Here is a 26,018-nt window from a genome sequence, read left to right on the forward strand (position 1 = left end):
CTGTTAATGCAAACCAGTTGCAGTTGGACAAGAAGACGATGAACTCGGAAAAAACCTGAATCTATTTCGCAATTATTTCCTGGCTGCCGTCATCCAGGGTGCGCACGGCCACCGGCAGGATGTTCGGCAGCGCCTTGAGCAGTGCCTCGGGATCGTCGGCACGGAACACGCTGGTCAGGCGCAGGTTACCCACCATCGCGCTGCCGACCCGCAGGGGCTGGGTGCGATAGCGGGAGACTTCTTCAACCACATCCTTGAGCGGCGCGTTGTCGAACACCAGCTTGCCGCTGCGCCAGGCGGTGAGCGTCTCGGCGTTGACCGCGTAAGGCGCGGTGACTTGGCCCTGGGCATCGATCTGGGTGCCGAGACCCGCCGTCAGGCTGACGAACTGAGCCGGCGGCGCGGCGCGTCCCTGGACCTTGACGCGGCCCTGGGCCACCGCAATCCGAGTCTTATCGACGTCACGGCGCACATCGAAGCGCGTTCCGGTCACCGTCACCTGGCCGTTGCCCGTCTCGACGGTGAAGGGTCGGCCCGCATCATGCTCGACCGTGAACAAGGCCTCGCCTTCGGCCAGTTCCACCCGGCGTTGACGGTGTGCGAATTCAATCCGCACGCGGCTGCGGCTGTTGAGGTCGATCACCGAGCCGTCCGGCAGGGCAATATGCCGACGCTCGCCGAAGGCGGTGGCGTATTCGCCGCTGTAGTCGGTGGAAGAACTCAGGCCGCTGAACAGCCCCAACCCCAGCGCCACCGCGAACACCCCGGCGGCGACGGCGTAGCGCAACAGCGGCCGACGCTTGGGACGTTCGGCAGGTGGTTCGCACAACGCTTGCAGGCGTTCCTTGGGCAGCAGGTCGGTGGCGCTCCAGATGCCCTGGAGCAACTGGATTTCGTCGCGGTGATTGGGATGTTCGTCCAGCCAGGCGTTGAAAGCCTGGCGCTCCTCGATACTCATGGCGGGCGCTTGCAAACGCACGAACCAATGCGCCGCCGCGTCGCGAACCCTGTCCTGCCCGCACGGGCATTCACGGCTATCCATCATGGAAGGTCCTGTGGCTCAGGTGAAAGAGGGCGACGGATCATTGGCCTGGCCCGTCCAGGCGATCGCGCAGATGCCGCAGGGTGCGGATCATATACTTTTCCACCATGTTTTTTGACAGGCCCAGGCGCTCGGCGATTTCCGCCTGGGTCAGGCCTTCGATCTTCTGCCAGACGAACACCGTGCGGCAGTTGGCAGGCAACTCGGCAAGCGCCCGCTCGATGGAGTCCGCCAGTTGGATCGCGTGCATGAAATGCTCCGGGTCGCCCGAAAACGACAGACCAGGGTCGATGACTGCCTCTTCCATGGCCCCCCGTCGATCTTCGCGCCGATAGCCATCCACTGCAATGTTGCGCGCCGTCTGATGCAAATAGGCCCGCGGCTGCTCGACCTCGCTCGAATCGGCCTCAAGCACCCGTACGAAGGTGTCGTGGGCCAGATCCTCGGCCTGCTGGCGATTGCGCAGGCGACGGGTCCAGGTGCCGATCAACTCTTCGTAATGCTCGAAAAAGCCGGGTCTGCGGGGCAGCTTGGGGATCATCACGGCGCGCTGTGGAAACGGGGCGTGAATAGTAATGCTTCCTATTAATAGGAAGCAAACGCCGTCCGACCGCCTGACATAAAAATAATGTGGGAGCGGGCTTGCTCGCGAAGGCGGCAGCACATTCGAGAATGATGTCGCCTGACACGCCGCTTTCGCGAGCAAGCCCGGGTGCGCCCCCCCCCCCCCCCCCGGCCCCCCCCCCCCCCCCCCCTCCGCCCCCCCCCCCCCCCCCCCCCCCCCCCCCCCCCCCCTCCCACAGGGGCCAGCGCTAACCGCGATTAAACTAGAACCGGCACACCGCCGCCGCGCCCGTGTCGGTCGGCATCACATGCTCGGGTGGAATCACCACCACTTCGCCCCCCTGCCGGGTCACGGCCAGGATCAGCTCATCCAGTACATCCGGAGCCAGTTCGTCACCACTCTCGTCAATCAGCAACCGCCCCTTGTCCAAGTCGAGCTGGCCAGGAACCTGGCGCTCGGCCTCCACCAGCAGCAGCGCGACGCGGCCTTCCCAGGCGGCCTTGGCGATGTCGGCCAGGTTATCCAGTGCCCGTCCCTGCCCCACCGCGATGCCGTAGCGATTCAAGCTGTCGACAACGTGATCGGCATAGCTGTGGGCCATGAGCTTCGAGCAGTGGACACGCAACGCCTCGACGCCAAGCCTGGACGGGTCAATCTCGATCCCCTGGGCCAGCAGTTGCGAGTTGTGGCTGACGGCACGGAACACGGCCTGGTTTTCCGGCAGGGCCACCAGGATCATCGGCAACCCTGAAGGTTGCGAATGGTATTGCAGGATCGTTTTATCCACGACGCGGAAAAAGCGCTCGCGGTCGAGGTTGATTTCGTCCTGCTTACCGCCGCCGGCGGCCTCATGCATCATCCCATCGCCACGCTCGCCACTGCGGCTGAAACCGTTAGGAAAACCCTGTTGGTTGCCCGGTGTCAGCTCGTCGCCCAGGGCCTCGTTCTGGTTGCGCGGCACCTGTTCGGCCAGCTCGATTTTCTCCAACTGCTCCGAGGAGCCTTCATACAGCCAGACTTCGTTGCGGGTCAGGCACAGCGCTTGATAACGGTCGGTGGATTGGACCAGCCGCAACAACGGCTTGAGATAAGGGTGACTGTTGGCGACGGCGCGTTGCGGCAAGCGCTGATTCACCGCAATGACTTTGAAGTAGTCGCGGGCGCCGAACACCGCAATGCCGTCCCGATTGGAATTCCAGAAGTCCTGGTCGTCCACCAACGCGTGAAAAGACTGGAGCAACGGCGCACCGTCAAGGTCCGGGTGCTGTTGCTCCAGTTGCGTCTGCAGATCACGCACCAGGTTCTTGTAGCGGATCGGGTCCTGGCTGCGTTCAGGAAATGTACGGTGCGTGGGCATGTACAACGAAAGGCTCGGCTGTTCGTCGAACGCCAGGAGTTCGGCCAATACCTGCCGGCTGAAAGGTTGATGAGCGGTCATGATCGCCTCCTTATTCTTTGCCACGCGCCTCTTGGTTTTCGAGGAAATCTTCCTCCAGCATCGCGTCCACCACCTCGGGTGGCGCTTCATCAGTGGGCGCAGTCACGCGTCCCATCGGTTCGACGGCGGGGTTGAGTTTGCCGATCTGATGATCGAGCGCGTGCAGCATTTTTTCGGCGGCGCCCTCCACGGCCAGTTCAAGGCTTGCGGCCTTGTGGGAGACCGACATCGGCGATAGGCCTTGCAAGCGTGCCTCGATCTGGCAGCGCTTGTCGGCAGCGCCGCCCTTTTGGGCATTCTCATCGCTGACATGAACTTCAATCCGGGCCAGTTGACCCTCGAAACGCTGCAGCGTGTCCACCACCGTACCGCCCACCCACTCCTGCAGGCGGGCGCTGCCTTCGATATCGTTGCTATTGACTTGAACTTGCATGATCGACTCCTTTGCAAAAGACGGCTGACGCCGCCTGTTGTAGGTAGAAGAAGATCAAACGGGCGAAGTTCCCAGCGCGGGATGACTGGAGCCTGAGCGGCTGGGAGGAAGCGTTTCGATGATCAACTGTGGGAGCGAGCTTGCTCGCGATGGCGGTGTATCAATCAATGGTGCATGAACTGTCAGACCGCTATCGCGAGCAAGCTCGCTCCCACAGAGGCTCCCACAGCTTATTCTTTCTGGATCGAGGCGTCTCAGGCCTCAGGCATCTTGCGAAAGCCCACCGCCAAGCGGTTCCAACCATTGATGGCGTTGATCGCCACGGTCAGGTCGACCATTTCCTTGGGGCTGAAATGTTCGCTCAGCAAGGCATAGTCGGCGTCCGGCGCGTGGGTGTCGCTCAGGCGCGTCAAGGCTTCGGTCCAGGCCAGTGCGGCGCGCTCGCGGCCGGTGAAGAATGGCGCTTCACGCCAGGCGGTCACGGCGTACAGGCGACGTTCGGTCTCGCCGTCCTTGCGGGCATCGGCGGTGTGCATGTCGATGCAGAAGGCGCAGCCGTTGATCTGTGAGGAACGCAGCTTGACCAGCTCCAGCAGGGACTTCTCCAGGCCCAGGTTCGAGGCGGCGTTTTCCAGGGCCAGCATGGCTTTGAAAGCGTCGGGGGAAGCGGTGTAGAAATCGATGCGCGGTTGCATGGTGAACTCCAGGACAGCAATTGGGTGTAGCGCTACGTTAGCGGTGCAGGGGCGCGGTACAAATAGCCAATTGTTGGGAAGTTCGGGTGGCCAATGAAGACCGAGGCTCAACCTGGAAATGGACGCAAGCCTTTGTGGCGAGGAAGTGCCCGCGGCGTCTTCGACGCTGCGTTGTCGCTCAGCAAACGAGTGTTCGGCCGAAGATGGTGTTTTTTCATGACAGCTGCGCCCACCCATCTCACGAGACAAGCGAGCGAGACACATCGTGACGTAGCTTTCACCTTGCCAGACTTTTTTCGAACAGGTCGAGGTGGATTACGCTTCAGGCTTCAGTCAAACACGATCCATGATCGAGGGGGCAGTTTTTAAGGCTTAGGCAACGTTGCGAACCCACCCCCCTGCCGCTCATCGAAACTGTCAGTTATTACAGTAGCCGATACTGAACAACAAAAACTATCCTCATCTCAAAATGAAACACCACGATAAAAATGCTTACACGACAAAACCAGAAAAATTTTAACTCAGCACGACTACCACCCCAAGGTATCATCTTTAATTATCGATGAGAGCACGCGAGATTTGATAGGGGCCACGACGAAATGATGCTTTCCGAGTTTCAGACTCTCAAATAAGCTCGGACATTCAACCAAAAAAAGTAAAAAGCAAGAAAGGCAACGTATGCAATTACATCTGGAAACGGACCACACCGATGAACATATCCGTCATAACAGCGACCTATAATCGAAAAGAATACCTTAAGGAGGCTATAGAAAGCATTCAAAAAAATATTACAACGCCCCTCTCCAACGCAAGCTTCGAACATATCATTTATGACGACCATTCAACCGACAAAACAGAGACAATATTTGAAAATTCGAAATGGGATAACCTTAGCTATGTCTACGGCAAAAAAAACAAAGGGCAGTCATTTTCAAAAAACCAAGCCATCACCAAAGCAAAAGGCGAATATATATTCATCTTGGACAGTGATGACATAGCGCTCCAGAGAACAATATACAATTTCCTCGTAATGACAAACAGCCACTTACAGACCGACTGGTTCATTGCGGATTTTCTTCGCATCGAAGAAAATGGAAAATATCGAAGCGGTGAAGACTACTACGGATGGAACTTTAATACGCCAAATGAAATGCTTGATGCCATCGTCAAAGGCAAACACTTCCTTCAAGGGAACGTCTTGTTTAGGAAAGCGCTTTTCGAAAAAGTCGGAGGTTTCAACGAAAACTTAAGAATGGCTGAAGACTTGGATTTATATATTAGATTTTTACTACAGAACTCCATGCCAAAATTCGCCAACTTCATTTCTCATCTTCACCGGGTACACCCGGGGAATATTTCTTTAGGCGAAACACCGGAAAAACACACGAAAAGGATAAAATCAATAGCAACAGAATACAATCTTCTGCTGCCTTAGTTATGAGCATTCCGAATATTGCTAGGCCCGGCTGCGCAACCATTGCAAAAAGCGCTTCTTGGCGATCGGCTTGGGGGCTTCGCGGGTCAGGTTCTGGGCCAGGTGCATGCGTACGTCCAGCAGGTTTTTCATCGCGTCGTTGATGTCGCGACGGGCTTCGAGGCACGGCTTGAGGTAGCTGTTCTCGATGCGGTAAAGGGTGCAGAAGGTCTTGGCGTTAAAATTAGCCAGCGCCGCCTGCTCGGCGACGATCCCGGCTTCACCGATCACTTCCCCCGGCCCCATGCGCCCGCCCTCGAGTGGCTGGCCGTTGCGCATGAGGGTCACGCTGACCACCCCGGACTCAATGATGAACAGATGATCGCTGACCTCTCCCGCCGCCAGGATCACATCGCCGGCACGGAAGCTTTGTAATGTCATGTTCTGGCTGAAAACATCTTTTTCGTCCGGGCGTAGCGTCGAAAAAATGCTCGAGCTTTCCAGCAGCGCCCGAGGGCGCGACACGCCGATGGAGGCAGTGCTTTCGCTGGAGGACAACAGACTCACGCCCGACGCTTGCAAATGCCGGAACGCCAGGTCGAACAGTTGATTGCGCACCTCCCGCTTCTGCCCCATCGACGCCACGAATCCGCTGATCTCGTATTCCGCCCCGCCGCTACCGGTGCTTTTGAGCGTGACACAGGGCGCCGGAGTCGCGAGCAGCGCACGGCAACCGATCATTGCCCGCTCCAACGCGTCGATCACCTTTTGCGGACGCGCATGGGGGCTGACCTGGAGACTGATGGCCAAGCCATGCATGTCGCTGGGTCGGCTGAAATTGACGATCTTGGCTTTCGCCGCCAGCGAATTGGGGATCACCGCCATGCTGCCCTGGGAGGTCTGCAATCGCGTGGCACGCCAGTCGATGTCGGTGACCCGGCCTTCGGTGCCATCGATGGAAATCCAGTCATCGACTTGGTAGGGCTTGGTGGTATTGAGCACTATCCCGGAAAACACGTCGCTGAGTGTGCTCTGCAAGGCCAGGCCAACGATGATCGCCATTGCGCCCGACGTCGCCAGCACGCCCTTGACCGGCAGATCCAGCACATAGGCAAGTGCCGCGATGACGGCGATGAGGAAAATCACCGCGCCGAGCAAATCCTGCAACAAGCGCCCGGTGTGGCCGACCCGTTGCATCAACGCCGCCACGATCAGCACCGTCAGGGTTCGCGCGGCGAACAGCCACCAGGTGATCTGCAAACCGGTCGCCGCCAGGTGCCGAGGCACATCGTCGACCCACTGCGCCGGTACCATGGGGTTGAGGCCTTCGTTGAACAGCAGCACGCTGAACAGCGAAAAAATCACCAGCCTTGCGCCGACTTTCCAATAGATCCGATCCGCACTGACCAAGTGCCACATCAACAGGTCGAACACCAACAGCGCCAGGGCACAGAGCAACGGGTGCTCAGAGATCAGAAACAGCATCGGAACAGCTCCAGGAGGGCGATTGGCGAAGATTGGCACAGATTGAAGACGCTGTAGAGATCACACTCAAGTCCTGTGGGAGCGAGCTCGCTCTCACAATGGTGTCAGGGTGGCTGTGGTTTTTGCGTTCAGTCTTGCATCCGGCCAAAGCGTCCGGAATGGAAATCCTCGAAGGCCTGGTGAATCTCCTGTTCACTGTTCATCACGAACGGACCATGGCCGACGATGGGCTCGTCGATCGGCTCGCCACTGAGCAGCAGCACCACCGCGTCGTTATTGGCTTGCAGGCTTAATTGGTCGCCGGCCCGGTCGAACAGGGCCATCTGCCCGGCCTCGATCCGTTCACGGCCATTGGCCTGGACCGAGCCCCGCAGCACCACCAGGGCGGTGTTGTGCCCTTCGTGCAGGTCAAGGGTGAGGTTTTTATCGGCATTCAAGCGAATGTCCCAAACGTCGATGGGCGTGAAGGTCCGCGCCGGGCCGTGATGCCCTTCGAAGCGCCCAGCGATCAGGCGCAGGCTGCCGGCGTTGTCCTTCAGGGCAATGTTCGGAATGTCGCCCTTGAGGATCGTCTGGTAGCCGGCGGGGGCCATCTTGTCCTTGGCGGGCAGGTTGACCCATAGCTGGACCATTTCCATGAAGCCGCCCTGCCGCGCAAAGGCTTCGGAGTGGAACTCTTCGTGGATGATGCCGGAAGCGGCAGTCATCCATTGCACGTCGCCGGGGCCGATCTTGCCACCGCTGCCGGTGGAATCTCGGTGCTCCAGTTCGCCCTGGTAGACGATGGTCACGGTTTCGAATCCACGATGCGGGTGCTGGCCGACACCACGCCGCTCGGTGGTGGGCATGAATTCGGTGGGGGCGGCGTGGTCCAGCAGCAGGAACGGGCTGATGTGCTTGCCCAGGTTGTCATAGGAAAACAGCGTGCGCACCTGGAAGCCATCGCCGACCCAATGGGGCCGCGGGCTGGTGTAGAGGCCGATGATGTTTTTCATGCCGTGTCTCCAAATCAGGTGTTGCAACTCGATGGAGATAGCTTAAAACCGACACCCTTGAAGCACTAGACGGCAAAAACCGGCTTTAGCGTTCCATCTAGAGAACGACCAATAAAAAACCCTGTGGGAGCGAGCTTGCACGCGAAAGCGGTGTGTCAGTCAAAGTTGCATTGACGGGTAGGACGCTATCGCGAGCCAGCTCGCGCCCACAAGGTTTGGGGTCAGTCCATTTAGAGGTGATTGCGCTTGGCAAACTCCGACAGCCCCACCAGGGATTGCAAGCCGAGTTTTTCCAACAGGCGGCTCTTGTAGGTGCTGACGGTTTTCGGGCTCAGGAACAGGCTTTGCGCGATGTCCTTGCCACGCATGCCCATGGACAGCATGCGCAAGATCGACAGCTCGCGGGTGGAGAGGCTTTCCAAGGCCTGCTGCTCGCTGCGTTGCAGGAAATCCAGCCGGACGGGCATCTGCGGGAAATAGGCATACCCGGATTTCAGCGCCTGGATGGCCTTGGCCAGCTCCTTCAGGTCGCTTTTCTTGGTCACAAAACCCCGGGCCCCGGCCGAGATGCAGCGGTTGCAGAAGTGCTGTGCATCCTGGGAGGTGAACACCAACACGCTGCATTCAGGAAACTGGGCCATGATCCAGCCCAGTAGGTCCAGGCCATCGAAACCGTTCATCACCAGGTCCAGGATCACCAGTTCTGGCGCGCGTTCCTTGATGAGGCCCCTGGCATCGGCCGCGCTGCTGGCGTCCCGGATGTGGGTGAACGCCTCATTCTGGCATATGAGCCGCAGCGCCCCTCGTATGACAGGGTGGTCATCCACGATCAACACGTCTTTCAAGGCAACTCCCCAAAACAATACAAACGGCACCGGCGCCATGACCGCACAGGACTCTTTTTGCACAAGTACCTGGCCTTGCCACCTGTCAGACCTGACAGTGCGGACCAACGGTCCGGTTCAGTGTCCATGACCCTGCCTGAGGGGACGCGCCCACGCCTGCAACGGCTCAGGGACCTGAGGATCAACCCGCTCCATCAAACGCCGCAGCGAAGCGAGGTCCGGCAGGGGCGCCGGGCTCAAATGCAGGTTCGATCGACGTGCGACAGGCACCGGCGACTGACTGGCCGGTTGCGCGTTGTAAAGCATCCCGTGGCGAACCTGTGGGTTATAGACAACAAAATCGTGCAAATCCAGCGCCTCGCCTGCCAACTGCGCGTTGACGACAATCAGGTCGAACGGCTCGCTGCCGTACTCCACCAGCGTCAGCAACTCTTGCAAATGGCTCACGGGGACAATCCGGAAGTAGCCTTGTTGATTGAACAGACGCTCCAGCACGATTCGATGGGTATGTTGAGTGTCGGCAAGCAGGATACGAAGTGCTTTGTTCGGCATGGCAAGCTTTCCAATAGCAACGCGCCAGGTAGGCACCGGCTCAAGAACATTAAGAGCGCTCAGGCTAGAGGAAGTGTTTGAAGGGCGATGTAGGACTATTCCTAAAATGAAGCCAGACACAGCCCCTGCGGTGAGGAAACCGATCCTTTACTCGGATTCTGTAGGAGCTGGCGAAGCCTGCGATCTTTTGATCTTTCGCTTGGGATTCGGGTGTCAGGGGGAAGATCGCAGCCTCGTTGCACTCGTCAGCTCCTACGGCTCCTACAGTTCCTACTCAGTTTTTACCCCTTCCATGTAGGTTTTTTCAGTTGTTCCGCCAGGTGGTCGATGGCTTGGCGTAGGTCTTCCACGGCTTCGGTGAGTAGCGACACGTTGCCTTCTCGGCAAGCCTCTTCCAGCGCCTCGCAGGCGTAGACCAGGCGTTGCGCCTGGATGATCCGCGCCCCGCCCTTGATCCGGTGCGCCAGGTCCGCCAGGCCCGGCAAGTCTTGTCGGGTGGCCAAGTGCAGCAGTCGGACTTGATCTTCGGCATTGCTGCTGACCAGTTCTTCCAGCAATGCCTTGATGGCCGCCGCGTCGCTGCCGGTCAGTTGTTCCAGGCCGGCCAAGTCGATGCCATCGCTGGACTGGGGCGCCCGCACATCCGGCGTGACCGAGGCCAGGTGCGCATTGAGTGCCTTGAGGCCGATGGGCTTGAACAGGCAATCGTCCATCCCGGCTTCGGCGCAGCGCTGCTTTTCCTCAGGCTGGGCGTTGGCCGTGAACCCCAGGATCACCACCGGCGACAGGTTGCGCTCGCGCTCTTCGTCGCGAATGGCCCGGGCCAGTTCGTAGCCGCTCATCAAGGGCATGTTGCAGTCGGTGATGACTACATCGAAATGTTCGCTGCGCCAGGCTTGCAGGCCGTCGATACCGTTCTGTGCCTCCTGGACACGATGGCCCAGGTAGCCCAGTTGCTGAGACAGCAGCAAGCGGTTGGCCGGGTAGTCGTCGACCACCAGGATACTCAGCGCCCGGACCGGCAGCGGCGCCTCGTCCTGGCTGGGCGCCAGCGTCGACAGCGTGTCGAGTATGGGCAAGTCCAGCAAGACTTCGACCTGCGTGCCCTCCCCTGGCACGCTGTGTAATGCCAGGGTGCCGCCCATCATTTCGCATAACGTGCGGCTGATGACCAACCCCAACCCGGAGCCGCTGCGGGCCGACTGGGGGTGATGGCCGGCCTGGGTAAAGGGGCTGAACAGGCGGCGCTGGTCCTCGGGGGAAATACCGCAACCGGTGTCCTCGACCCGCAGGCAAATGCCCAAGTGTTTGTGCTCAGGGTTCAACTCGCCGCGCACACTCAGGCGCACTTCGCCCTGGTCGGTGAACTTGATGGCGTTGCTCAGCAGGTTCGAGACGACCTGCTTGAAACGCAACGGATCGACCAACAAGTCGCAATCGACCGTAGCATCCAGTACCCAGTGCAAGCGCAAGTGTTTCTGCCAGGCCAGGCCCTCGAAGATCCGCGCCACCGACTCGATCAACCCCCTTAGATTGGCCCGTTGCGGCGCCAGCGACAGCTTGCCCGACTCGATGCGGGCGATGTCGAGGATGTCGCCGATCAAGTCCAGCATGCCATGGGCGGCGCCCGACGCAACTTCGATGGCGAAGCGGTCCACGACGCCCTGGTCGGCTTTTTTCAGGGCCAGCTCCAGCAGCCCGATCACCGCATTCATCGGCGTGCGGATCTCATGGCTCATGGTCGCCACGAAGGTGGTCTTGGCCCGATTGGCCTCGTCGGCGCTTTCCTTGGCCACGCGCAACTGTTCCAGCAGCCGCCGCAGATAAACGCCCCAGCCAAAGGCCACCAGCAACAGCAGCGCAGCAACGGTAAACCCTCGGAGAATCGTGGTGCGGTTGCGCAGCCAATAACTGTTGTCGATCACCACCTCACTGCGCCAGCGGTTGGTCAGCTCGTCCATTTCCTCGGGAGAAATGCTCAACAACGCCTTGTCCAGGATCGAATGAAGCGCCAAGGCGTCCGGGTTCGTCGCCAGGGCAACGTACGCGGGCAAAGTGCCCACGGTGCTGGTGACTTGCAGGGTGTCGCGGTACTGGCGGGAAATCATGTAGCGGGCGCTGATCAGCGGATTGATCGCCGCGTCCGCCGTGCCGGCGGCGACCATGGCCATGGCGTCGGCCGCGTTCTGCGCCGCCACCAACTGCACCCGGGGGAACTGCTCCAGCAGGAACTCCCGCAGCACGTTGCCACGCACCAGCGCCAGGCGCTTGCCGGCCATGTGGTCCAGGGTCAGCGCCTTGGCCCTGAGCGGCACCACCAGTACGAACGGGTTCGCCAGGTAGGGTCGGGTAAAACGCAGCTCGTCTTCGAGTTCGGCGCTGGGGATGGCGGTGGCCAAGACGTCGGCCTTGCCGCTCTTGATCTGGCCGATCAAATCGTCAACCGAATCGCCCCGCTGCACATCGAATTTCAAACCGGTGCGCAAGCTGATCCGGGCCAGCACATCAGCGCCGATGCCGCGCAAATGGCCTTGCTCGTCGAAGAACGTCAGCGGCAGGAAGTTTTCGTTGACCGCCACCTTGATCCGCGGATGGGCGTCCAGCCAACGCTGTTCCTTGACGCTGAAATGCAAGGCCTGCTGCCCCGGCATGCTCGCCCCGCCGGCGCTCCAGCGCCGCAGGATGATCATGCGTTCGCTGGCAGGAATGGCTTGCAGCGCGGCGTTGACGATGCGCAGCATCCGCGCGTTGTCGCGGCTGACCGCAAAGGCGAACGGCTGCACCTCCAGGCGCGAGAAATCGGCCAGTTGGACGTTGTTCAGGTAATTCTTGCTGATGAGGTAGTTGGAACTGATCGAGTCTCCCAGGTAGACGTCGGCCTGACCGAACGCCACGGCACCGATGGCGCTCAAGGTCGAGGGAAACAATTGAAAGGCAGCGTCGGGATAAAACGCCTCGACCGTCTCCGGCGGCAAGTAGTGATAGAGCATCGCCACGCGCTTGCCGGCCAGGTCCGTGGGCAAATCCTGGCTGTCGTCGATGCGGGCCACGAGGGTGGGCAAGTCATCGGCATAGGCCTGGGACATTGCCAGGTCCGGATCGGCGGCTTCGAAGCCATTGGCGGTGCCGAGCAGGTCGATCTCACCGCCACGCAGGGCCTGGAGCGATTCGGCACGGGACGGGTAGCGCTGGACCTGCACCTTGATGTGCAGGAGCTGCCCCAGCAATTGTGCGTAGTCCGCGGTCAGGCCTTCGTAGTCGAGGCCATTGCCGGTGATGCTGAAAGGCGCATAGTCCGGCGCCGAGGCGCCCAGCAGCAACGTGCCCTTCTGGCGCAACCAGCCCCAGTCGGCGGCGTCGAGGGACACCGAATAATCATCCACATGGGAGCGCCCGAGCACCTGCAACGACTCAGGCGCCGCGCCCACCTGTGGCGCCATACCCAATGAGCCCAGCAGCAGCGCCACCAGGCCCGTGCGTAGAAGGAGCTTCATCTGTTCGAGGTGTTTCGCGTGGCGTAGTCGGCCCGGAAACCACCGACTTCAGTCAGGGTGACCGGTTGGGGGTTCAGACTGCCAATACGAGGGAACAGCGAACCGTCGATGCGCCTGTCGAACAGACGCATGACATGAGTGTAGGAAGTTTCTGAAGAATTTCCTGCGAGTGACCCAGATCGCCCCCTTCAGGGCCAAATCTATGACCTGTGGGAGCGGGCTTGCTCGCGAAGGCAGTGGGTCAGTGACATTGATGCCAACTGTCACACCGCCTTCGCGAGCAAGCCCGGGGGGCGGGGCCTTCTTCCTTGGTGTCGGGGTTTAATTTCTTTCCCCCCCCCCCCCCCCCCCCCCCCCCCCCCCCCCCCCCGCTCCCACAGGGGGTTTTTGCATTGATTGACACTTGGCGCAGGTCTGGCCTACACAGCGGCGAGCAATCGATCGCGCACCGGACGCGCCTGCCCACGATTGTTCCCATGTTCATACAGCGAGCCGGCAATTTCATCGGCACGCACCGGCAGGATCGATAACAGGGTGTCGCTCAGGCCATGGCTGGCCTGGCAGAAGCCCTGCATGTAGATCGCCGCCTTGCAGCGCTCGTCGGTGATCAGCTTGTAGTTGCGATCCACCTCGAAATCCCCCAGGTACTGCGCCAGCGGCTCCAGCAGGGTGCGGTGCATCTGCCGCTCGTAACCGGTGGCCAAGACCACGGCGTCATAACGGCGCACCGTCAGCTCGCCAGTGGCGTTGTTGCGCACCGCCAGTTCCACGCCCGCGTCGGTGGCCGTGGCTTTCTCAATCGTGGTGAGGGTGCGGAACGCATGACGGGCGATGCCGGAGACTTTCTGGCGGTAAAAAATCCCATAGATGCGTTCGATCAGGTCGATGTCCACCACCGAATAGTTGGTGTTGTGGTACTCGTTGACCAACCGCTCGCGCTCGCTGTGGGGTTGTTGGAACACCAGGTCGGTGAATTCCGGAGAGAACACTTCGTTGACGAACGGGCTGTCATCCGCCGGTTTGAGGGCCGAGCCGCGCAGGATCATGTCGACCTGTACCGAAGGGAAGCTGTCGTTAAGGTCGATAAAGGCCTCCGCCGCGCTCTGCCCGCCGCCGATAATGGCGATGTTCATCGGCTGGCCCTTCACGCACGGCTGGCTCGCCATGCGCTCCAGGTACTGGGAGTGGTGGAACACCCGCGCATCATCCCTGAACGCCTTGAACGCCTCGGGGATGCGCGCGGTACCGCCGGCACTGACCACCAAAGAGCGGGTGGTGCGGATCAACTCTTCGCCCTGGGCATCGCGGGAAATCACCCGCAGTGCTTCGACCTGCTGGTTATGCAGCACCGGTTCGATGCGCAGCACTTCCTCGCCATAACGGCTCTGCTCGGTGAAGTGTCCGGCCACCCAGCGCAGGTAGTCATTGAACTCCATGCGGCACGGGTAGAAGGTGCCGAGGTTGATGAAATCCACCAGGCGGCCGTGGTGCTTGAGGTAATTGACGAACGAATACGGGCTGGTGGGGTTGCGCAGGGTCACCAGGTCCTTGAGGAAGGAAATCTGCAACTCGCTCTGGGTCACCAGGGTGTTGCCGTGCCAGCGGTAGTCGGCCTGCTTGTCGAGGAACAACACGTCCAGTTCACCCTGGGCCGGCCCCCGCTCCTGCAGCGCGATGGCCAGCGCCAGGTTCGAAGGGCCGAAGCCAATGCCGATCAAGTCGTGAACGATGGGCGATGCAATTGCCTGTGTCATGTCCAGTGTCCTCTGGAAAAGCCCCTCAACAGGGCACGAAAAGCCTGGGGAACCTGACCGGCGTTCGAGGCGCCGGCAAGTCGTCTGTTGAGAGGAACGAGGACAATGAAAAAAAATTTACCGCCGGGTGACCGGTGACGATCGAATCAGGGCGCGTCCCACTGTCGCACGCGAACGCGGCAGTGCTTCATGGCGTTGACGATGTGTTTTTCCACCAGCGCCCGGGAAATGCCCAGGCGCTCGGCGATCTGCGGGTGGGACAGGCCTTCGAGCTTGCGCAGCAGGAAACTCTCGCGGCACAGCGGCGGCAGCTCGGCCAGGGCACGCTGCAGCATGTCCAGGCGCTGGCCATGGTCGAAACTGATATGGGGCGATGGGGTGAAGAAGCGCTCTTCGCTGTCCAGCACATCCAGGGACTCGACCTGACGCAGGGTATTGCGCCGATGCCCGTCGATCACCAGGTTCAACGCCGTGCGGTAGAGGAACGCCCGCGGCTGTTCGATGGGCGTGTCGCTGGCACGCTCCAGCACCCGCACATAAGCGTCATGCACCACATCCTCGGCCGCCTGGCGGTTGCCTAGCCTGGCGTTCAGGAAACACACCAGCTCGCGATAGTAGTTTTCCAACATGACTCCCGTGCGCAATGACTGCGACAGCTATCCCTGGGCCACCCGGCATGCCTGAAAAGGGCATGGCACGATAGTGGCAGATTCAATCGCGTAATTTATAGTAATTCTCATATAGATTTAAAGCGTTGGTTTGTATCAAGGCTGATTCGTTTACCTCAACTGCCGCCAGGTATTGCTTTTGTGGCGAGGGAGCTTGCTCCCGCTGGCCTGCGCAGCAGGCCCAAGGCAGGTAACACCCTTGAATCTGACATAACCGGGATTCAGGTTTTAGGGCCGCTTCGCGCCCCAGCGGGAGCAAGCTCCCTCGCCACAGGGGCTGTGGCGCTGCAATTGACTTTTTCCAACCTGCTACCAAGTGTTTCACACCAGTAAATTCCCGCCCGGAACGCTCGTCTACCAGAACAGCTTCCCGTCCCGGCCCTCCGCGCGACGGGCCCGATATCACCGGCCGGAACCCTGCATGAAACGTCCCCGCCCTACCCGACGCGCCTGGCTTCTCACCTTCGCCCTGCTTCCGGCCGTGGCCTTCGCCGCGTGGCAAGCGGTCGCGCCAAGTCGTGGGCCCCTGGTCACTGCCCCCGTCACCCGGGGCGATATCGAAAACAGCGTCACCGCCCTGGGCACCTTGCAACCGCGGCGTTATGTCGACGTCGGCGCCCAGGCGTCCGGGCAGATCCAGAAGATTCACGTGGAAGCCGGCGACGAGGTCCGTGAAGGCCAGTTGCTGGTGGAAATCGACCCGTCCACGCAAAAAGCCAAGCTCGATGCCGGGCGCTTTTCCATCGAGAACCTCAAGGCCCAGCTTCAGGAGCAACGCGCCCAGCACGACCTGGCACAGCAGAAATTCCGTCGCCAGCAGCAACTCAAGGCCGGCGGCGCCACCCGCGAGGAGGACGTGCAGACCGCCCAGGCCGAAGTGCGCGCGACCCAGGCGCGAATCGACATGTTCCAGGCCCAGATCCGCCAGGCCCAGGCCAGCCTGCGCAGCGACGAGGCCGAGTTGGGCTACACACGCATCTATGCGCCGATGAGCGGCACCGTGGTCGCCGTCGGCGCCCGGGAAGGCCAGACCCTCAACGCCCAGCAGCAGACGCCGTTGATCCTGCGCATCGCCCGGCTGTCGCCGATGACGGTCTGGGCCGAAGTGTCGGAGGCCGATATCGGCCACGTCAAGCCGGGCATGACCGCCTACTTCACCACCCTGGCCGGCGGCAACCGGCGCTGGAGCAGCACCGTTCGCCAGATCCTCCCGGTGCCGCCGCGCCCGCTGGAAGCCAGCCAGGGCGGCAGCCCCACCGGTGGCCGCAGCGGCAGCGAACGGGTGGTGCTCTACACCGTGTTGCTGGACGTGGACAACGCCGACCGCGCCTTGATGACCGACATGACTGCCCAGGTGTTTTTCGTTGCCGCCCAAGCCAAGGACGTGCTGACCGTGCCCATCGCTGCCCTACAGGACGCCAATCAGGTGCAGGTGCTGGCCGACAATGGCGATGTCCAGCCGCGCACCGTTCGCACGGGCGTCAGCGATCGCCTGCGCACGCAGATTCTCGACGGCCTGAGCGAAGGCGACCGGGTGCTGATCGGCTCGACCAGCGGCAGCGGAGGCTGAATGGACACGCCCCTGATCGAACTGCGGGACATTCGCAAGGCCTACGGCGGCGGCGACAGCCCTCGGGTGGAGGTGCTGCGCGGCATCGACTTGGCCATTCACGCCGGGGAGTTCCTGGCGATTGTCGGGGCGTCCGGCTCCGGTAAATCCACCTTGATGAACATCCTTGGCTGCCTCGACCGCCCCACCCGCGGCGAGTACCGTTTCGCGGGCGAAGACGTCGCCAATCTGGGCAGCGATGAATTGGCCTGGCTGCGGCGCGAAGCGTTCGGTTTCGTGTTCCAGGGCTATCACCTGATTCCCTCCGGCACCGCCCAGGAAAACGTCGAGATGCCGGCGATCTATGCCGGCACTTCCGCCGCCGAGCGCCACGCCCGGGCCAGCGCCCTGCTTGACCGCCTCGGCCTGGCCAGCCGCACCGGCAACCGTCCCCATCAACTCTCCGGCGGGCAGCAGCAACGGGTGTCGATTGCCCGGGCCTTGATGAACGGTGGCCACATCATCCTCGCCGACGAGCCCACCGGCGCCCTCGACAGCCAGAGCGGCATCGAGGTCATGGCCTTGCTCGACGAACTGGCGAGCCAGGGCCACGTGGTGATCCTGATCACCCACGACCGCGAAGTGGCGGCCCGGGCCAAGCGCATCATCGAAATCCGCGATGGGCTGATCATCAGCGACAGCGCCACCGCTTTGCCGCACGAGGTGCAAGCCAACCCAAAGGCATTGCAAGCCGTGGACCTGCGCCAGCGCCTGAGTGCCGGCAGCGAACACAACGGCGCCTGGAAAGGCGAATTGGTGGACGCGGTGCAAGCGGCGTGGCGGGTGATGTGGATCAACCGCTTTCGCACCGCCCTGACCTTGCTTGGCATTGTCATCGGCGTGGCCTCGGTGGTGGTGATGCTGGCCGTGGGCGAAGGCAGCAAGCGCCAGGTCATGGCGCAGATGGGCGCCTTCGGCTCGAACATCATCTACCTCAACGGTAGCGCGCCCTCGCCGCGCGCCACCAAGGGCATCATCAGCGAATACGACCTGGCCGCCCTCGCCGCCCTGCCCGAGGTGCAGCGCATCATGCCGGTCAACGGCGCCGAAGCCAGCGTGCGTTTCGGCAACCTCGACCACACCAGCTACGTCGGCGGCAACGACACCAACTTCCCGATCATCTTCAATTGGCCAGTGGCCGAGGGCAGCTACTTTACCGATGCCGACGAACGCGGCGCCGCGGCGGTGGCGGTGATCGGCCACAAGGTCCGGGAGAAACTGCTCAAGGACGTCGCCGACCCCATCGGCCGTTACATCCTGATCGAGAACATGCCATTCCAGGTAGTCGGCGTACTGGCGGAAAAAGGCGCCAGCTCCGGGGATTCGGACGCCGACAATCGCGTCGCCATCCCATACTCCGCCGCCAGCGTGCGGCTGTTCGGCACCCGCCATCCCGAATACGTGGTGATCGCCGCCCGGGACGCCGGCAAGGTCCAGGAGGCCGAGCAGGCGGTCTCCCGGACGCTGTTGCGCCTGCACGACGGCAAGCAGGATTTCGAGCTGACCAACAACGCCGCGATGATCCAGGCCGAAGCCCGCACCCAAGGCACGCTGTCGCTGATGCTCGGCGCTATCGCGGCTATTTCGCTGTTGGTGGGCGGCATCGGCGTGATGAACATCATGCTCATGACCGTGCGCGAACGCACTCGCGAGATCGGTATCCGCATGGCCACCGGTGCCCGCCAACGGGACATCCTGCGCCAATTCCTCACCGAAGCGGTGATGCTCTCGGTGGTCGGCGGGCTCGCCGGCATCGGCCTGGCCCTGCTGGTGGGTGGCGCCCTGTTGCTGGGCAAGATCGCCGTGGCCTTCGAATGGCTGGCGGTGTTCGGCGCCTTTGGCTGCGCCCTGGTCACCGGCGTCGTCTTCGGCTTCATGCCTGCCCGCAAGGCCGCCCGCCTCGACCCGGTGGCGGCCCTCACCAGTGAATGAACCCCACTTTATGAAAGCGCACCTGACCCTCCTGGCCGCCAGCCTGTTGCTGGCGGCCTGCGCCACTCCATTGTCGACGCCCGACAGCGGCATTCAACCGCCCCAGGCTTGGCAGAGCCTCGATACACCCAGCGCCCAAGCGGTAAACCTGCAATGGTGGACGCACTTCGGCAGCCCGCAATTGAATCGCTTGATCGAGCAGGCGCGCCTGGATAGCCACGACCTGGCCGCCGCCATGGCCCGGGTGCGCCAGGCCGAGGCCAGCGCCGTGATCGCCGGCGCGCCATTGCTGCCAGCGGTCACGGCGGGGCTCAACGGCAATCGCCAGGAATTGATGCGCGGCAAGGGCTATAGCCAACTGGATGTGGATCGAGACAACCGGACCATCGATTACTACGACGCCAATCTCAGCGCCACCTATGAGCTGGACTTCTGGGGCGGCAAACGGGCGGCCCGGGACAGTGCATTAAAGACGTTGTCGGCCAGCCAGTTCGACCGCGCGACCGTTGAGTTGACCCTGCTCAGCGGCGTCGCCAACAGCTACACCCAGGCGTTGTCCCTGCGCGAGCAACAGCGCATCGCCGAACAGAACCTGGACAACGCCCAGCGTGTACTCGATCTGGTCCAGACCCGCTACGACGCCGGCAGCGCCACGGCCCTGGAACTGTCCCAGCAAAAAAGCCTGGTAGCGGCCCAACAACGCCGCGTGCCGCAAGTGCAACAACAAGCCCGCGAAGCGTTGATCACCCTGGCGACGCTGCTGGGGCAATCGGTGCAGTCGGTCAGGCTCGACGACGACAGTTTCGACCGCCTGCATTGGCCCGCCATCGACGCCGGCGTGCCCAGCGAACTGCTGCGCCGCCGCCCCGACATCGCCGCCGCCGAAGCCCGCCTCGCCGCCGCCCAGGCCGACATTGCCGTCGCCCGCGCCGCCATGCTGCCCACCCTGACCCTGGGCCTGAGCTTCGCCACCGGCGCCGACATCGCCGACCAGTTGCTGCGCAACAACGTCTACAACCTCAGCGCAGGCCTGGCCGCGCCGATCTTCAACAACGGCCGCCTGAAGGCCGAACGGGACAAAGCCAGCGCCCGCCAGGAGGAACTGCTGGAGCTCTATCGCGCCGCCATCATCAACGGCTTCGCCGACGTCGAAAAAGCCCTGAACGGCATCAACGGCCTCGACCGCCAACGGCAATGGCAAAGCGAAGAACTGCACCAGGCCCAGACCGCCTTCGACATCGCCCAACGCCGCTATCAGGCCGGCGCCGAAGATTTGCTCACGGTACTGGAGACCCAACGCACGCTGTACGCCGCCCAGGACATGAACGTGCAATTGCGATTGGCGCGGGTGCAGGCGAGCGTGGCGTTGTACAGGGCGTTGGGTGGGGGTTGGCGGGTGATGTAGGCCTTGCGCCTCCCCTCGAAGCCAAGTGACACCTGTGGCGAGGGAGCTTGCTCCCGCTGGGCTGCGCAGCAGCCCCAATGGCCAGCACCTCGGTGGGTCAGGTGTTTTGGGGTGACTGGTTTTGGGGGCTGCTTCGCAGCCCAGCGGGAGCAAGCTCCCTCGCCACAGATAACTCTCCACTTCTCATAAACGGTGTTCGGCTTTGGTTCTGTTTATCGGGCCATGTAGGACTCCCGAGCGAGGCTACGCTGCCTTGCGTCATTGCCTACAACTACGCCAGAATCCGCCGGCTTGTGCGCCTAACCTCCCATCGATAACTTGTTCCCTGTCACTGCCCATCAGTGATCGGGTCTGCAAGCCCGACGAAATACCAGGCGCATAGCCACAAGCCAATCGACACATCCGTGTCGCTCAATGGCGGCTGTGTGCGGGAGACCTTCGGGTCTGCCGGGTTCCTGGTTTCCCGGTCTTGCAGACCCGCGCATAGCTGCCACCCATCATCTGCAAGTGATGTCTGGCAACGCCTTGTAAATAACCAGGAGCTGCACCATGTTCAAGACCACCCCCAACCCTCCCGCAGACGATTCCAAAAAACTCGACGAAGCCGCCGACCGCGCCCTCGCCTACTACCTCGACCCCAAACCTGAAACACCCAAGCCACCACCGGGCCAATTGTTCACCGTTGCAGAGAGTGCAGACCTGGAATGCCTGCTGGCCAACCTCAGCGAAACCCTCGCCTCGGTCAACGTCATGGCCAACGAACTGGCGTTTGATCTGGAAGGCGCACGGCGAAGTTTTGCCTTGGCGATCCAGCAGATGGTCGAGCTGAGTGAGCTGCTGGCGAACCGCGCCCTGGACATCGCCGCGCCGCGATAAAACCTTCACAACAAATCTCAAGCCAAGTGACACCTGTGGCGAGGGAGCTTGCTCCCGCTGGGCTGCGCAGCAGCCCCCAATGGCAAGCACCTCGGTGGGTCAGATGTTTTTGAGGTGGCTGGTTTTGGGGCCGCTTCGCAGCCCAGCGGGAGCAAGCTCCCTCGCCACAAAAGCAGCCATTCACACAGCCGTGTTCGGTCAGTTCGGGCCAGGGTTCACACCGGCTTGGACTTGAGGTTACGCGCATACCACGGCCGCTGCGGCACGCGGCGGAACAGCTCAGAGAGCTTTTTGTCATCGCTGCCGAAGGTGATGCGCAGGGCCAGCTTCATGGTTTCCGGGTCCATCTCCACCGAACGTCCAACCTGCAACCCCGGCGTGGTGCTGCAACCGTGGGTGTCCGGGCCGAGCCAGGGGTCGGCGATTTCGACCCAGCGGCCCGGGGCGAACCAGGCCACGCCATTGACGTCGAGTCGGCTCACTTCCCCCGGATGAAAACGTTCGTGGGCACGGAACCAGTCTTCGAGGCGGTCGTCGATCCAGCCGTGGAAGGCCCAGAACACCGGGCTCACGTGGGAGGAAAACGGGTCCCCGAGAAAGTCGTTTTCCGGGGCGTACCAGCGCGCGGCGAAGTCGTCCGGGGCGCGAGCGAACGGCACCGGGTGGCCGTTGGAAGGGTCACGGGGCACCGAGGCCCAGCGCATGTGCAGCCAGTCGTGCAGGCCCAGCTCCACTTCCGAGCCAAACTGGCCGAGGGTCAGTTTCGACAAGTAGCGCGGGTCGCGGTAGCGCGATTCCCAGACCTGGAAATTGCTGTGATAGGTCTCGGCGGTCTTGATGTCGCTGACCCACTGGGCGTACTGCTCGTCGCCATCGGCCAGCCAGGTCGGCGGCAAGGCCGTGCCATCGTGGTTATCCAGGTAGCGGGCGAACCCAAGGCGATCGCGCGCAAGCTCCGGTTGCGGCAAGGGGAAGCGCGGCCACGACGGCAGCGGCTGGAACGAACGGGCCGTGCCGAGCATGTGCCGGTGCATGAAAAAGAAATCCACGCCGGAACCGTTGCGATCCTTGCGCGGCCCACGGGCATCACGTTCCTGGTCCCGCGGGCCGGGCTGCCAGCCGATGCCGCGCAGGGCATTGCGCTTGTCCTCGTCCAGGGTGTGCCATTTATCCCGCGAGGCGTGCCAGAGCTGGTGGAACAGCCGATGCTCGGGCGACACCAGCCAGGCCAGCAGCGCCGGGCTCAGCGGCGTGCGCTCCCGGGCCTCGGGGAAGCGTTGCTTGATGGCGATGAAATGATTGTCCTGTTCAGGCAGCGCCAGGGGACGGTCCAGGCGCAACACGCGGCCGCTGAGGGTGGCGCTGCCGGCATTGCCGAAACCGGCCCAGACTTCGTCCAGGGTCATGATGAATTCATAGTCCGGCGCGTCGTGCTGAGCCCCTGTCAGCCGCCAGCTCAGTTGCTTCGGGTCGGCGCCGGCCAAATCGCCCAACACCCGGTAACGCGGTTCATCGGCGCCACGCAAGCGAACGGCGCTGTCGAGGTAACCCACCAGGCCACGGCCCCTCTGGCCGATGTCGAGGAAGACCTGCAGATCGTCCTGGGGCAAGCCTTCGAGGCCGGCGTCACGGCCGGTGAAACGGATCGTCCAGATGCCCCGCAACGTATCGGCACGGCGCTGGCCCGCCACGTCGGCCACGTCGAACGAGGCCTCGCCGGGGGTGATGGTCGGGTCCGGCCGGGTCAGTTCGCGATGCCCGTAATACACCGCAGGCACGGCGGCACCGGTCAGCGCCAGGCCTGCCATGAACCATCGTCGAGAAATCGTCATTGCCTTACCTGTGTTCGCCCTGGGGTGGGCTTTATCCAAGCTAGAACGTTGGGTGGGCTGACAAATTTATAGGGAGGTGTGAGGCCGCCTTCGCGAGCAAGCTCGCTCCCACAGGGGATCTGAGTACATCCAGCAGAAACAGGCCGCCTCGCGGGCAAGCTTTGCTCCCACAATGAAATTGGAATGCGGTCACCTGTGGGAGCGAGCTTGCTCGCGATGGCGGCCCCGAGAACACCTAAATTTCCCGCCCGACCACTCGTTCTCCCCAGATAGCAAAGGCCCCCGCGCCTGTCCTTCCAAGGCGAACCTGACTGAGATCGGCAATGACAACACCTCGTTCGAAAAAGGCTCTTTTCATCGGCCTGCCCCTGGCCCTGGCGTTGGCCGTCGGTGCTGGCGTCGCGGCTTGGGACCATTGGTGGCGGGACAATCCCGGCTATCCGGTCAAAGTGATGAAAGAGGCCAGGGAGCTACACGAACGCCTGCTTTCCTTCGACAGCCATATCACCGTGCCGCTGGATTTCGGCACCGCCGGCAATGAAGCGGACAAGGACGGCAGCGGCCAGTTCGACTTGGTGAAAGCCAACCGCGGGCAACTGTCCGGTGCGGCCCTGACGGTGTTCGGCTGGCCCGAAATGTGGAACGGGCCCAACGCGCCACACAAGCCCACCGCCGGCTTCGTCGAGGAAGCGCGCAACCAGCAGGAAGTGCGCTACAAGATCATCACCGGCCTGGTCCGCGACTTCCCCAACCAGGTCGCCATTGCCTACACCCCGGATGATTTCCGTCGCCTGCACGGCGAAGGCAAGTTCGCGATCTTCATCAGCATGCTCAACGCCTATCCCCTCGGCCACGACCTGAGCCTGCTGGACCTGTGGACCGCGCGGGGCATGCGCATGTTCGGCTTCAGCTACATCGGCAACAACGACTGGGCCGACTCCTCCCGTCCGCTGCCGTTCTTCAACGACTCGCCCGACGCCCTCGGCGGCCTGTCGGACATCGGCAAGCAGGCGGTGACGCGCTTGAACGACCTGGGCGTGATCATCGACGTGTCACAGATGTCGACCCAGGCCCTGGAGCAAGTCGCGCAACTGAGCCGCACGCCGCTGGTGGCCTCCCATTCGGCGCCACGGGCGATGGTGGACATCCCGCGCAACCTCAGCGACAAGGAAATGCAACTGATCAAGGCCAGCGGCGGCGTGGTGCAGGTCGTCGGTTTTTCCCAGTACCTGCGGCCGCTGACGCAAAAGACCCAGGACAAACTCAACGCCCTGCGCGAACGCTTCGACCTGCCGCCATTGCCCAACCTGGCGGTGGCGCTGATGCCCGGCGACCCGATCATCGCCGCGTGGCCGGAACAAAAGTTCGGCGAATACGCCGGCCAGCTCTACGGCATCCTCGAAGAAGAACCCAAGGCCAGCCTCAAGGACCTGGGGGACGCCATCGACTACACCGTGCGCAAGATCGGCATAGACCACGTCGGCATCAGCTCGGACTTCAACGAAGGCGGCGGTGTGGAAGGCTGGGAGAACGTCGGCGACATTCGCAATGTCACCGCCGAACTGCTGACCCGCGGTTACTCGGAAGCCGACATCGCCAAACTGTGGGGTGGCAATTTCCTGCGGGTCTGGGATCAGGTCCAGAAAGCCGCCCGCCCCGCCATCGCCTCGACCCAGGAGGCGGCCCAGCCATGAATGAGCGTCGCACCTTCCTGAAGCAGGCCGGGATCCTCGCCGCCGGCCTGCCCCTTGCCGCCGGCCTGCCCGCCACAGCCAGCGCCGCTCCACTGCCACCGCTGCCCAAGGACAAATGGGCGCAGTTGCGCTCGCTGTTCAACCAGGACCCGGACTACCTGCACTTCTCCAACTTCCTGGTCACCACCCACCCGCGCCCCGTGCGCGAGGCCATCGAAAAACACCGCGCGGCCCTGGATAACAACCCTGGGCTGTTGATGGATTGGGACCTGGGCGTCACCGAAGAACGCGAGGAAAACGTCCGCACCTGGGCCGGCCGCTACCTGCAGGCGAATCCTGCGCAGATCGCCCTCACCGGCAGCACCACCGAAGGCCTGTCGATGATCTACGGCGGTGTCCAGGTGGCGGCCGACCAGGAAATCCTCACCACCGCGCATGAGCATTACGCCACCCACACCATTCTCGACCTGCGCACCCAACGGACGGGCACACGGGTGCGCAAGATCAAGTTGTTCGACAACGCCCGCGACGCCAGCCACGAACAGATCCTCACGGCCATCGACCGCAACATCCGTCCCGAAACCCGCGTGCTGGGCATGACCTGGGTGCACTCGGGCAGCGGCGTGAAGCTGCCGATCGACAAGATCGGCGCCCTGGTGGACAAGCACAACCAGGGTCGCAGCGATGAGCAGCGGATCATTTATGTAGTGGACGGCGTGCACGGTTTCGGCGTCGAAGACCTCAGTTTCCCTGCCATGAATTGCGATTTTTTCATCGCCGGCACCCACAAGTGGATGTTCGGCCCGCGCGGTACGGGCCTGGTGTGCAGCCGCAGCGAAGAGCTCAAGTACGTCACGCCGATCATCCCAACGTTCTCTGAAGCCACGGCGTTTTCCACCACCATGACCCCGGGGGGCTACCACGCCTTCGAGCATCGCTGGGCGGCCGACGAGGCGTTCAAGTTGCACCTGCAACTGGGCAAGGCCGAGGTCCAGGCGCGCATCCATGCCCTCAACAGCTACTTGAAGAAACAACTGGTGGCTCAGCCGCAGATCGAACTGGTCACCCCACTGAGCCCGGAGCTGTCCGCCGGTTTCACTTTCTTCCGGGTCAAGGGCCGCGACAGCGACGAGGTCGCCGCTTACCTGATGAAAAACCACGTGATCGCCGACGCCGTGCATCGCGACGCGGGGCCGGTGGTCCGCACCGCACCGGGGCTGCTCAACACCGAAGCCGAGATCGATCGCTTCATGGGGTTGCTGGGCAAGACACTCTGAACCTGACTTATCG

20 protein-coding genes are annotated in these 26,018 nt (G+C 62.2%); 7 read left to right on the plus strand and 13 right to left on the minus strand.

The window, feature by feature from the left end; genetic code table 11:
• Nucleotides 1-61: 61 nt before the first annotated feature.
• The 5 genes from ACIPQ1_RS17585 to ACIPQ1_RS17605 all read right to left on the minus strand — a co-directional run bounded on the left by ACIPQ1_RS17585 (nucleotide 62) and on the right by ACIPQ1_RS17605 (nucleotide 4,173).
• On the minus strand, nucleotides 62-1,045 hold the full coding sequence (locus tag ACIPQ1_RS17585; RefSeq protein ID WP_411385194.1) for a FecR family protein: 984 nt from the start codon (nucleotides 1,043-1,045) through the stop codon (nucleotides 62-64).
• Between the two features lie 37 nt (nucleotides 1,046-1,082).
• Nucleotides 1,083-1,583 carry a sigma-70 family RNA polymerase sigma factor gene (locus tag ACIPQ1_RS17590; RefSeq protein WP_411385195.1) on the minus strand — a complete coding sequence of 167 codons (501 nt, stop codon included), beginning with the start codon at nucleotides 1,581-1,583 and terminating at the stop codon, nucleotides 1,083-1,085.
• Nucleotides 1,584-1,869: 286 nt separating this feature from the next.
• Nucleotides 1,870-3,045: a baeRF3 domain-containing protein gene (locus ACIPQ1_RS17595; protein ID WP_250963154.1), complete on the minus strand. Its 1,176-nt coding sequence runs from the start codon at nucleotides 3,043-3,045 to the stop codon at nucleotides 1,870-1,872.
• 10 nt (nucleotides 3,046-3,055) lie between these two features.
• Nucleotides 3,056-3,478 (minus strand): HPF/RaiA family ribosome-associated protein, encoded by a 423-nt coding sequence (locus ACIPQ1_RS17600; protein WP_250963153.1) that lies wholly within the window; start codon nucleotides 3,476-3,478, stop codon nucleotides 3,056-3,058.
• 254 nt (nucleotides 3,479-3,732) lie between these two features.
• The gene (locus ACIPQ1_RS17605) at nucleotides 3,733-4,173 is read right to left on the minus strand and encodes a carboxymuconolactone decarboxylase family protein (RefSeq protein WP_053123536.1); all 441 of its coding nucleotides are present in this window, start codon (nucleotides 4,171-4,173) and stop codon (nucleotides 3,733-3,735) included.
• A gap of 709 nt (nucleotides 4,174-4,882) precedes the next feature.
• Between ACIPQ1_RS17605 and ACIPQ1_RS17610 the strand changes: the two genes are divergently transcribed.
• The gene (locus ACIPQ1_RS17610) at nucleotides 4,883-5,608 is read left to right on the plus strand and encodes a glycosyltransferase (protein ID WP_250963152.1); all 726 of its coding nucleotides are present in this window, start codon (nucleotides 4,883-4,885) and stop codon (nucleotides 5,606-5,608) included.
• Nucleotides 5,609-5,629: 21 nt separating this feature from the next.
• Here ACIPQ1_RS17610 and ACIPQ1_RS17615 read toward each other — a convergent pair whose 3' ends face one another.
• The 7 genes from ACIPQ1_RS17615 to ACIPQ1_RS17645 form a co-directional block, all read right to left on the minus strand.
• Nucleotides 5,630-7,072, minus strand: coding sequence for a mechanosensitive ion channel domain-containing protein (locus ACIPQ1_RS17615; protein WP_411385197.1), 1,443 nt, complete (start codon nucleotides 7,070-7,072; stop codon nucleotides 5,630-5,632).
• Nucleotides 7,073-7,200: 128 nt separating this feature from the next.
• Nucleotides 7,201-8,067, minus strand: a complete 867-nt coding sequence (locus ACIPQ1_RS17620; protein ID WP_250963150.1) for a pirin family protein — start codon at nucleotides 8,065-8,067, stop codon at nucleotides 7,201-7,203.
• 230 nt (nucleotides 8,068-8,297) lie between these two features.
• Entirely contained in the window at nucleotides 8,298-8,912 is a 615-nt protein-coding gene (locus tag ACIPQ1_RS17625) for a response regulator (protein ID WP_446534511.1), read from the minus strand.
• Nucleotides 8,913-9,029: 117 nt separating this feature from the next.
• Nucleotides 9,030-9,464 carry a response regulator gene (locus ACIPQ1_RS17630; protein ID WP_250963148.1) on the minus strand — a complete coding sequence of 145 codons (435 nt, stop codon included), beginning with the start codon at nucleotides 9,462-9,464 and terminating at the stop codon, nucleotides 9,030-9,032.
• A gap of 281 nt (nucleotides 9,465-9,745) precedes the next feature.
• Nucleotides 9,746-12,958, minus strand: coding sequence for an ATP-binding protein (locus tag ACIPQ1_RS17635; RefSeq protein WP_446534512.1), 3,213 nt, complete (start codon nucleotides 12,956-12,958; stop codon nucleotides 9,746-9,748).
• A 419-nt stretch (nucleotides 12,959-13,377) separates the two neighbouring features.
• Nucleotides 13,378-14,712: a lysine N(6)-hydroxylase/L-ornithine N(5)-oxygenase family protein gene (locus ACIPQ1_RS17640; RefSeq protein ID WP_446534513.1), complete on the minus strand. Its 1,335-nt coding sequence runs from the start codon at nucleotides 14,710-14,712 to the stop codon at nucleotides 13,378-13,380.
• Nucleotides 14,713-14,858: 146 nt separating this feature from the next.
• Nucleotides 14,859-15,341, minus strand: coding sequence for a sigma-70 family RNA polymerase sigma factor (locus ACIPQ1_RS17645; protein WP_186708687.1), 483 nt, complete (start codon nucleotides 15,339-15,341; stop codon nucleotides 14,859-14,861).
• Between the two features lie 460 nt (nucleotides 15,342-15,801).
• On the opposite strand from ACIPQ1_RS17645, the gene ACIPQ1_RS17650 reads away from it, so the two are divergent.
• From ACIPQ1_RS17650 to ACIPQ1_RS17665, 4 genes are all read left to right on the plus strand, one after another.
• Nucleotides 15,802-16,950: an efflux RND transporter periplasmic adaptor subunit gene (locus tag ACIPQ1_RS17650; RefSeq protein ID WP_446534514.1), complete on the plus strand. Its 1,149-nt coding sequence runs from the start codon at nucleotides 15,802-15,804 to the stop codon at nucleotides 16,948-16,950.
• Nucleotides 16,951-18,921, plus strand: a complete 1,971-nt coding sequence (locus tag ACIPQ1_RS17655; protein ID WP_446534515.1) for a MacB family efflux pump subunit — start codon at nucleotides 16,951-16,953, stop codon at nucleotides 18,919-18,921.
• A 10-nt stretch (nucleotides 18,922-18,931) separates the two neighbouring features.
• A complete protein-coding gene (locus tag ACIPQ1_RS17660) occupies nucleotides 18,932-20,326 on the plus strand; it encodes an efflux transporter outer membrane subunit (protein ID WP_411385203.1) in 1,395 nt (464 codons plus the stop codon).
• A 549-nt stretch (nucleotides 20,327-20,875) separates the two neighbouring features.
• Nucleotides 20,876-21,202, plus strand: coding sequence for a DUF6124 family protein (locus ACIPQ1_RS17665; protein WP_250963142.1), 327 nt, complete (start codon nucleotides 20,876-20,878; stop codon nucleotides 21,200-21,202).
• A 215-nt stretch (nucleotides 21,203-21,417) separates the two neighbouring features.
• Here ACIPQ1_RS17665 and pvdP read toward each other — a convergent pair whose 3' ends face one another.
• Complete coding sequence (pvdP, locus tag ACIPQ1_RS17670; protein ID WP_446534516.1) at nucleotides 21,418-23,034, minus strand: pyoverdine maturation tyrosinase PvdP; 1,617 nt, start codon at nucleotides 23,032-23,034, stop codon at nucleotides 21,418-21,420.
• 323 nt (nucleotides 23,035-23,357) lie between these two features.
• On the opposite strand from pvdP, the gene pvdM reads away from it, so the two are divergent.
• Together pvdM and pvdN are read left to right on the plus strand one after the other, a co-directional pair.
• Complete coding sequence (gene pvdM / locus ACIPQ1_RS17675) at nucleotides 23,358-24,728, plus strand: pyoverdine-tailoring dipeptidase-like protein PvdM (protein ID WP_446534517.1); 1,371 nt, start codon at nucleotides 23,358-23,360, stop codon at nucleotides 24,726-24,728.
• On the plus strand, nucleotides 24,725-26,005 hold the full coding sequence (gene pvdN, locus ACIPQ1_RS17680; protein ID WP_446534518.1) for a pyoverdine-tailoring periplasmic protein PvdN: 1,281 nt from the start codon (nucleotides 24,725-24,727) through the stop codon (nucleotides 26,003-26,005). The genes pvdM and pvdN overlap by 4 nt, the downstream gene beginning before the upstream one ends.
• Nucleotides 26,006-26,018: the final 13 nt, after the last annotated feature.

Source organism: Pseudomonas sp. LARHCG127 (genome assembly GCF_052871455.1).

Bases quoted from the DNA above. Each gene is read 5' to 3' on its own strand.
- ACIPQ1_RS17595 (WP_250963154.1), bottom strand. From the start codon at position 3,045: ATGACCGCTCATCAACCTTTCAGCCGGCAGGTATTGGCCGAACTCCTG.
- pvdN (WP_446534518.1), top strand. From the start codon at position 24,725: ATGAATGAGCGTCGCACCTTCCTGAAGCAGGCCGGGATCCTCGCCGCC.
- ACIPQ1_RS17645 (WP_186708687.1), bottom strand. From the start codon at position 15,341: ATGTTGGAAAACTACTATCGCGAGCTGGTGTGTTTCCTGAACGCCAGG.
- ACIPQ1_RS17585 (WP_411385194.1), bottom strand. From the start codon at position 1,045: ATGATGGATAGCCGTGAATGCCCGTGCGGGCAGGACAGGGTTCGCGAC.
- ACIPQ1_RS17615 (WP_411385197.1), bottom strand. From the start codon at position 7,072: ATGCTGTTTCTGATCTCTGAGCACCCGTTGCTCTGTGCCCTGGCGCTG.
- pvdP (WP_446534516.1), bottom strand. From the start codon at position 23,034: ATGACGATTTCTCGACGATGGTTCATGGCAGGCCTGGCGCTGACCGGT.
- ACIPQ1_RS17640 (WP_446534513.1), bottom strand. From the start codon at position 14,712: ATGACACAGGCAATTGCATCGCCCATCGTTCACGACTTGATCGGCATT.
- ACIPQ1_RS17665 (WP_250963142.1), top strand. From the start codon at position 20,876: ATGTTCAAGACCACCCCCAACCCTCCCGCAGACGATTCCAAAAAACTC.
- ACIPQ1_RS17590 (WP_411385195.1), bottom strand. From the start codon at position 1,583: ATGATCCCCAAGCTGCCCCGCAGACCCGGCTTTTTCGAGCATTACGAA.
- ACIPQ1_RS17620 (WP_250963150.1), bottom strand. From the start codon at position 8,067: ATGAAAAACATCATCGGCCTCTACACCAGCCCGCGGCCCCATTGGGTC.
- ACIPQ1_RS17650 (WP_446534514.1), top strand. From the start codon at position 15,802: ATGAAACGTCCCCGCCCTACCCGACGCGCCTGGCTTCTCACCTTCGCC.
- ACIPQ1_RS17630 (WP_250963148.1), bottom strand. From the start codon at position 9,464: ATGCCGAACAAAGCACTTCGTATCCTGCTTGCCGACACTCAACATACC.
- pvdM (WP_446534517.1), top strand. From the start codon at position 23,358: ATGACAACACCTCGTTCGAAAAAGGCTCTTTTCATCGGCCTGCCCCTG.
- ACIPQ1_RS17655 (WP_446534515.1), top strand. From the start codon at position 16,951: ATGGACACGCCCCTGATCGAACTGCGGGACATTCGCAAGGCCTACGGC.
- ACIPQ1_RS17610 (WP_250963152.1), top strand. From the start codon at position 4,883: ATGAACATATCCGTCATAACAGCGACCTATAATCGAAAAGAATACCTT.
- ACIPQ1_RS17600 (WP_250963153.1), bottom strand. From the start codon at position 3,478: ATGCAAGTTCAAGTCAATAGCAACGATATCGAAGGCAGCGCCCGCCTG.
- ACIPQ1_RS17660 (WP_411385203.1), top strand. From the start codon at position 18,932: ATGAAAGCGCACCTGACCCTCCTGGCCGCCAGCCTGTTGCTGGCGGCC.
- ACIPQ1_RS17605 (WP_053123536.1), bottom strand. From the start codon at position 4,173: ATGCAACCGCGCATCGATTTCTACACCGCTTCCCCCGACGCTTTCAAA.
- ACIPQ1_RS17635 (WP_446534512.1), bottom strand. From the start codon at position 12,958: ATGAAGCTCCTTCTACGCACGGGCCTGGTGGCGCTGCTGCTGGGCTCA.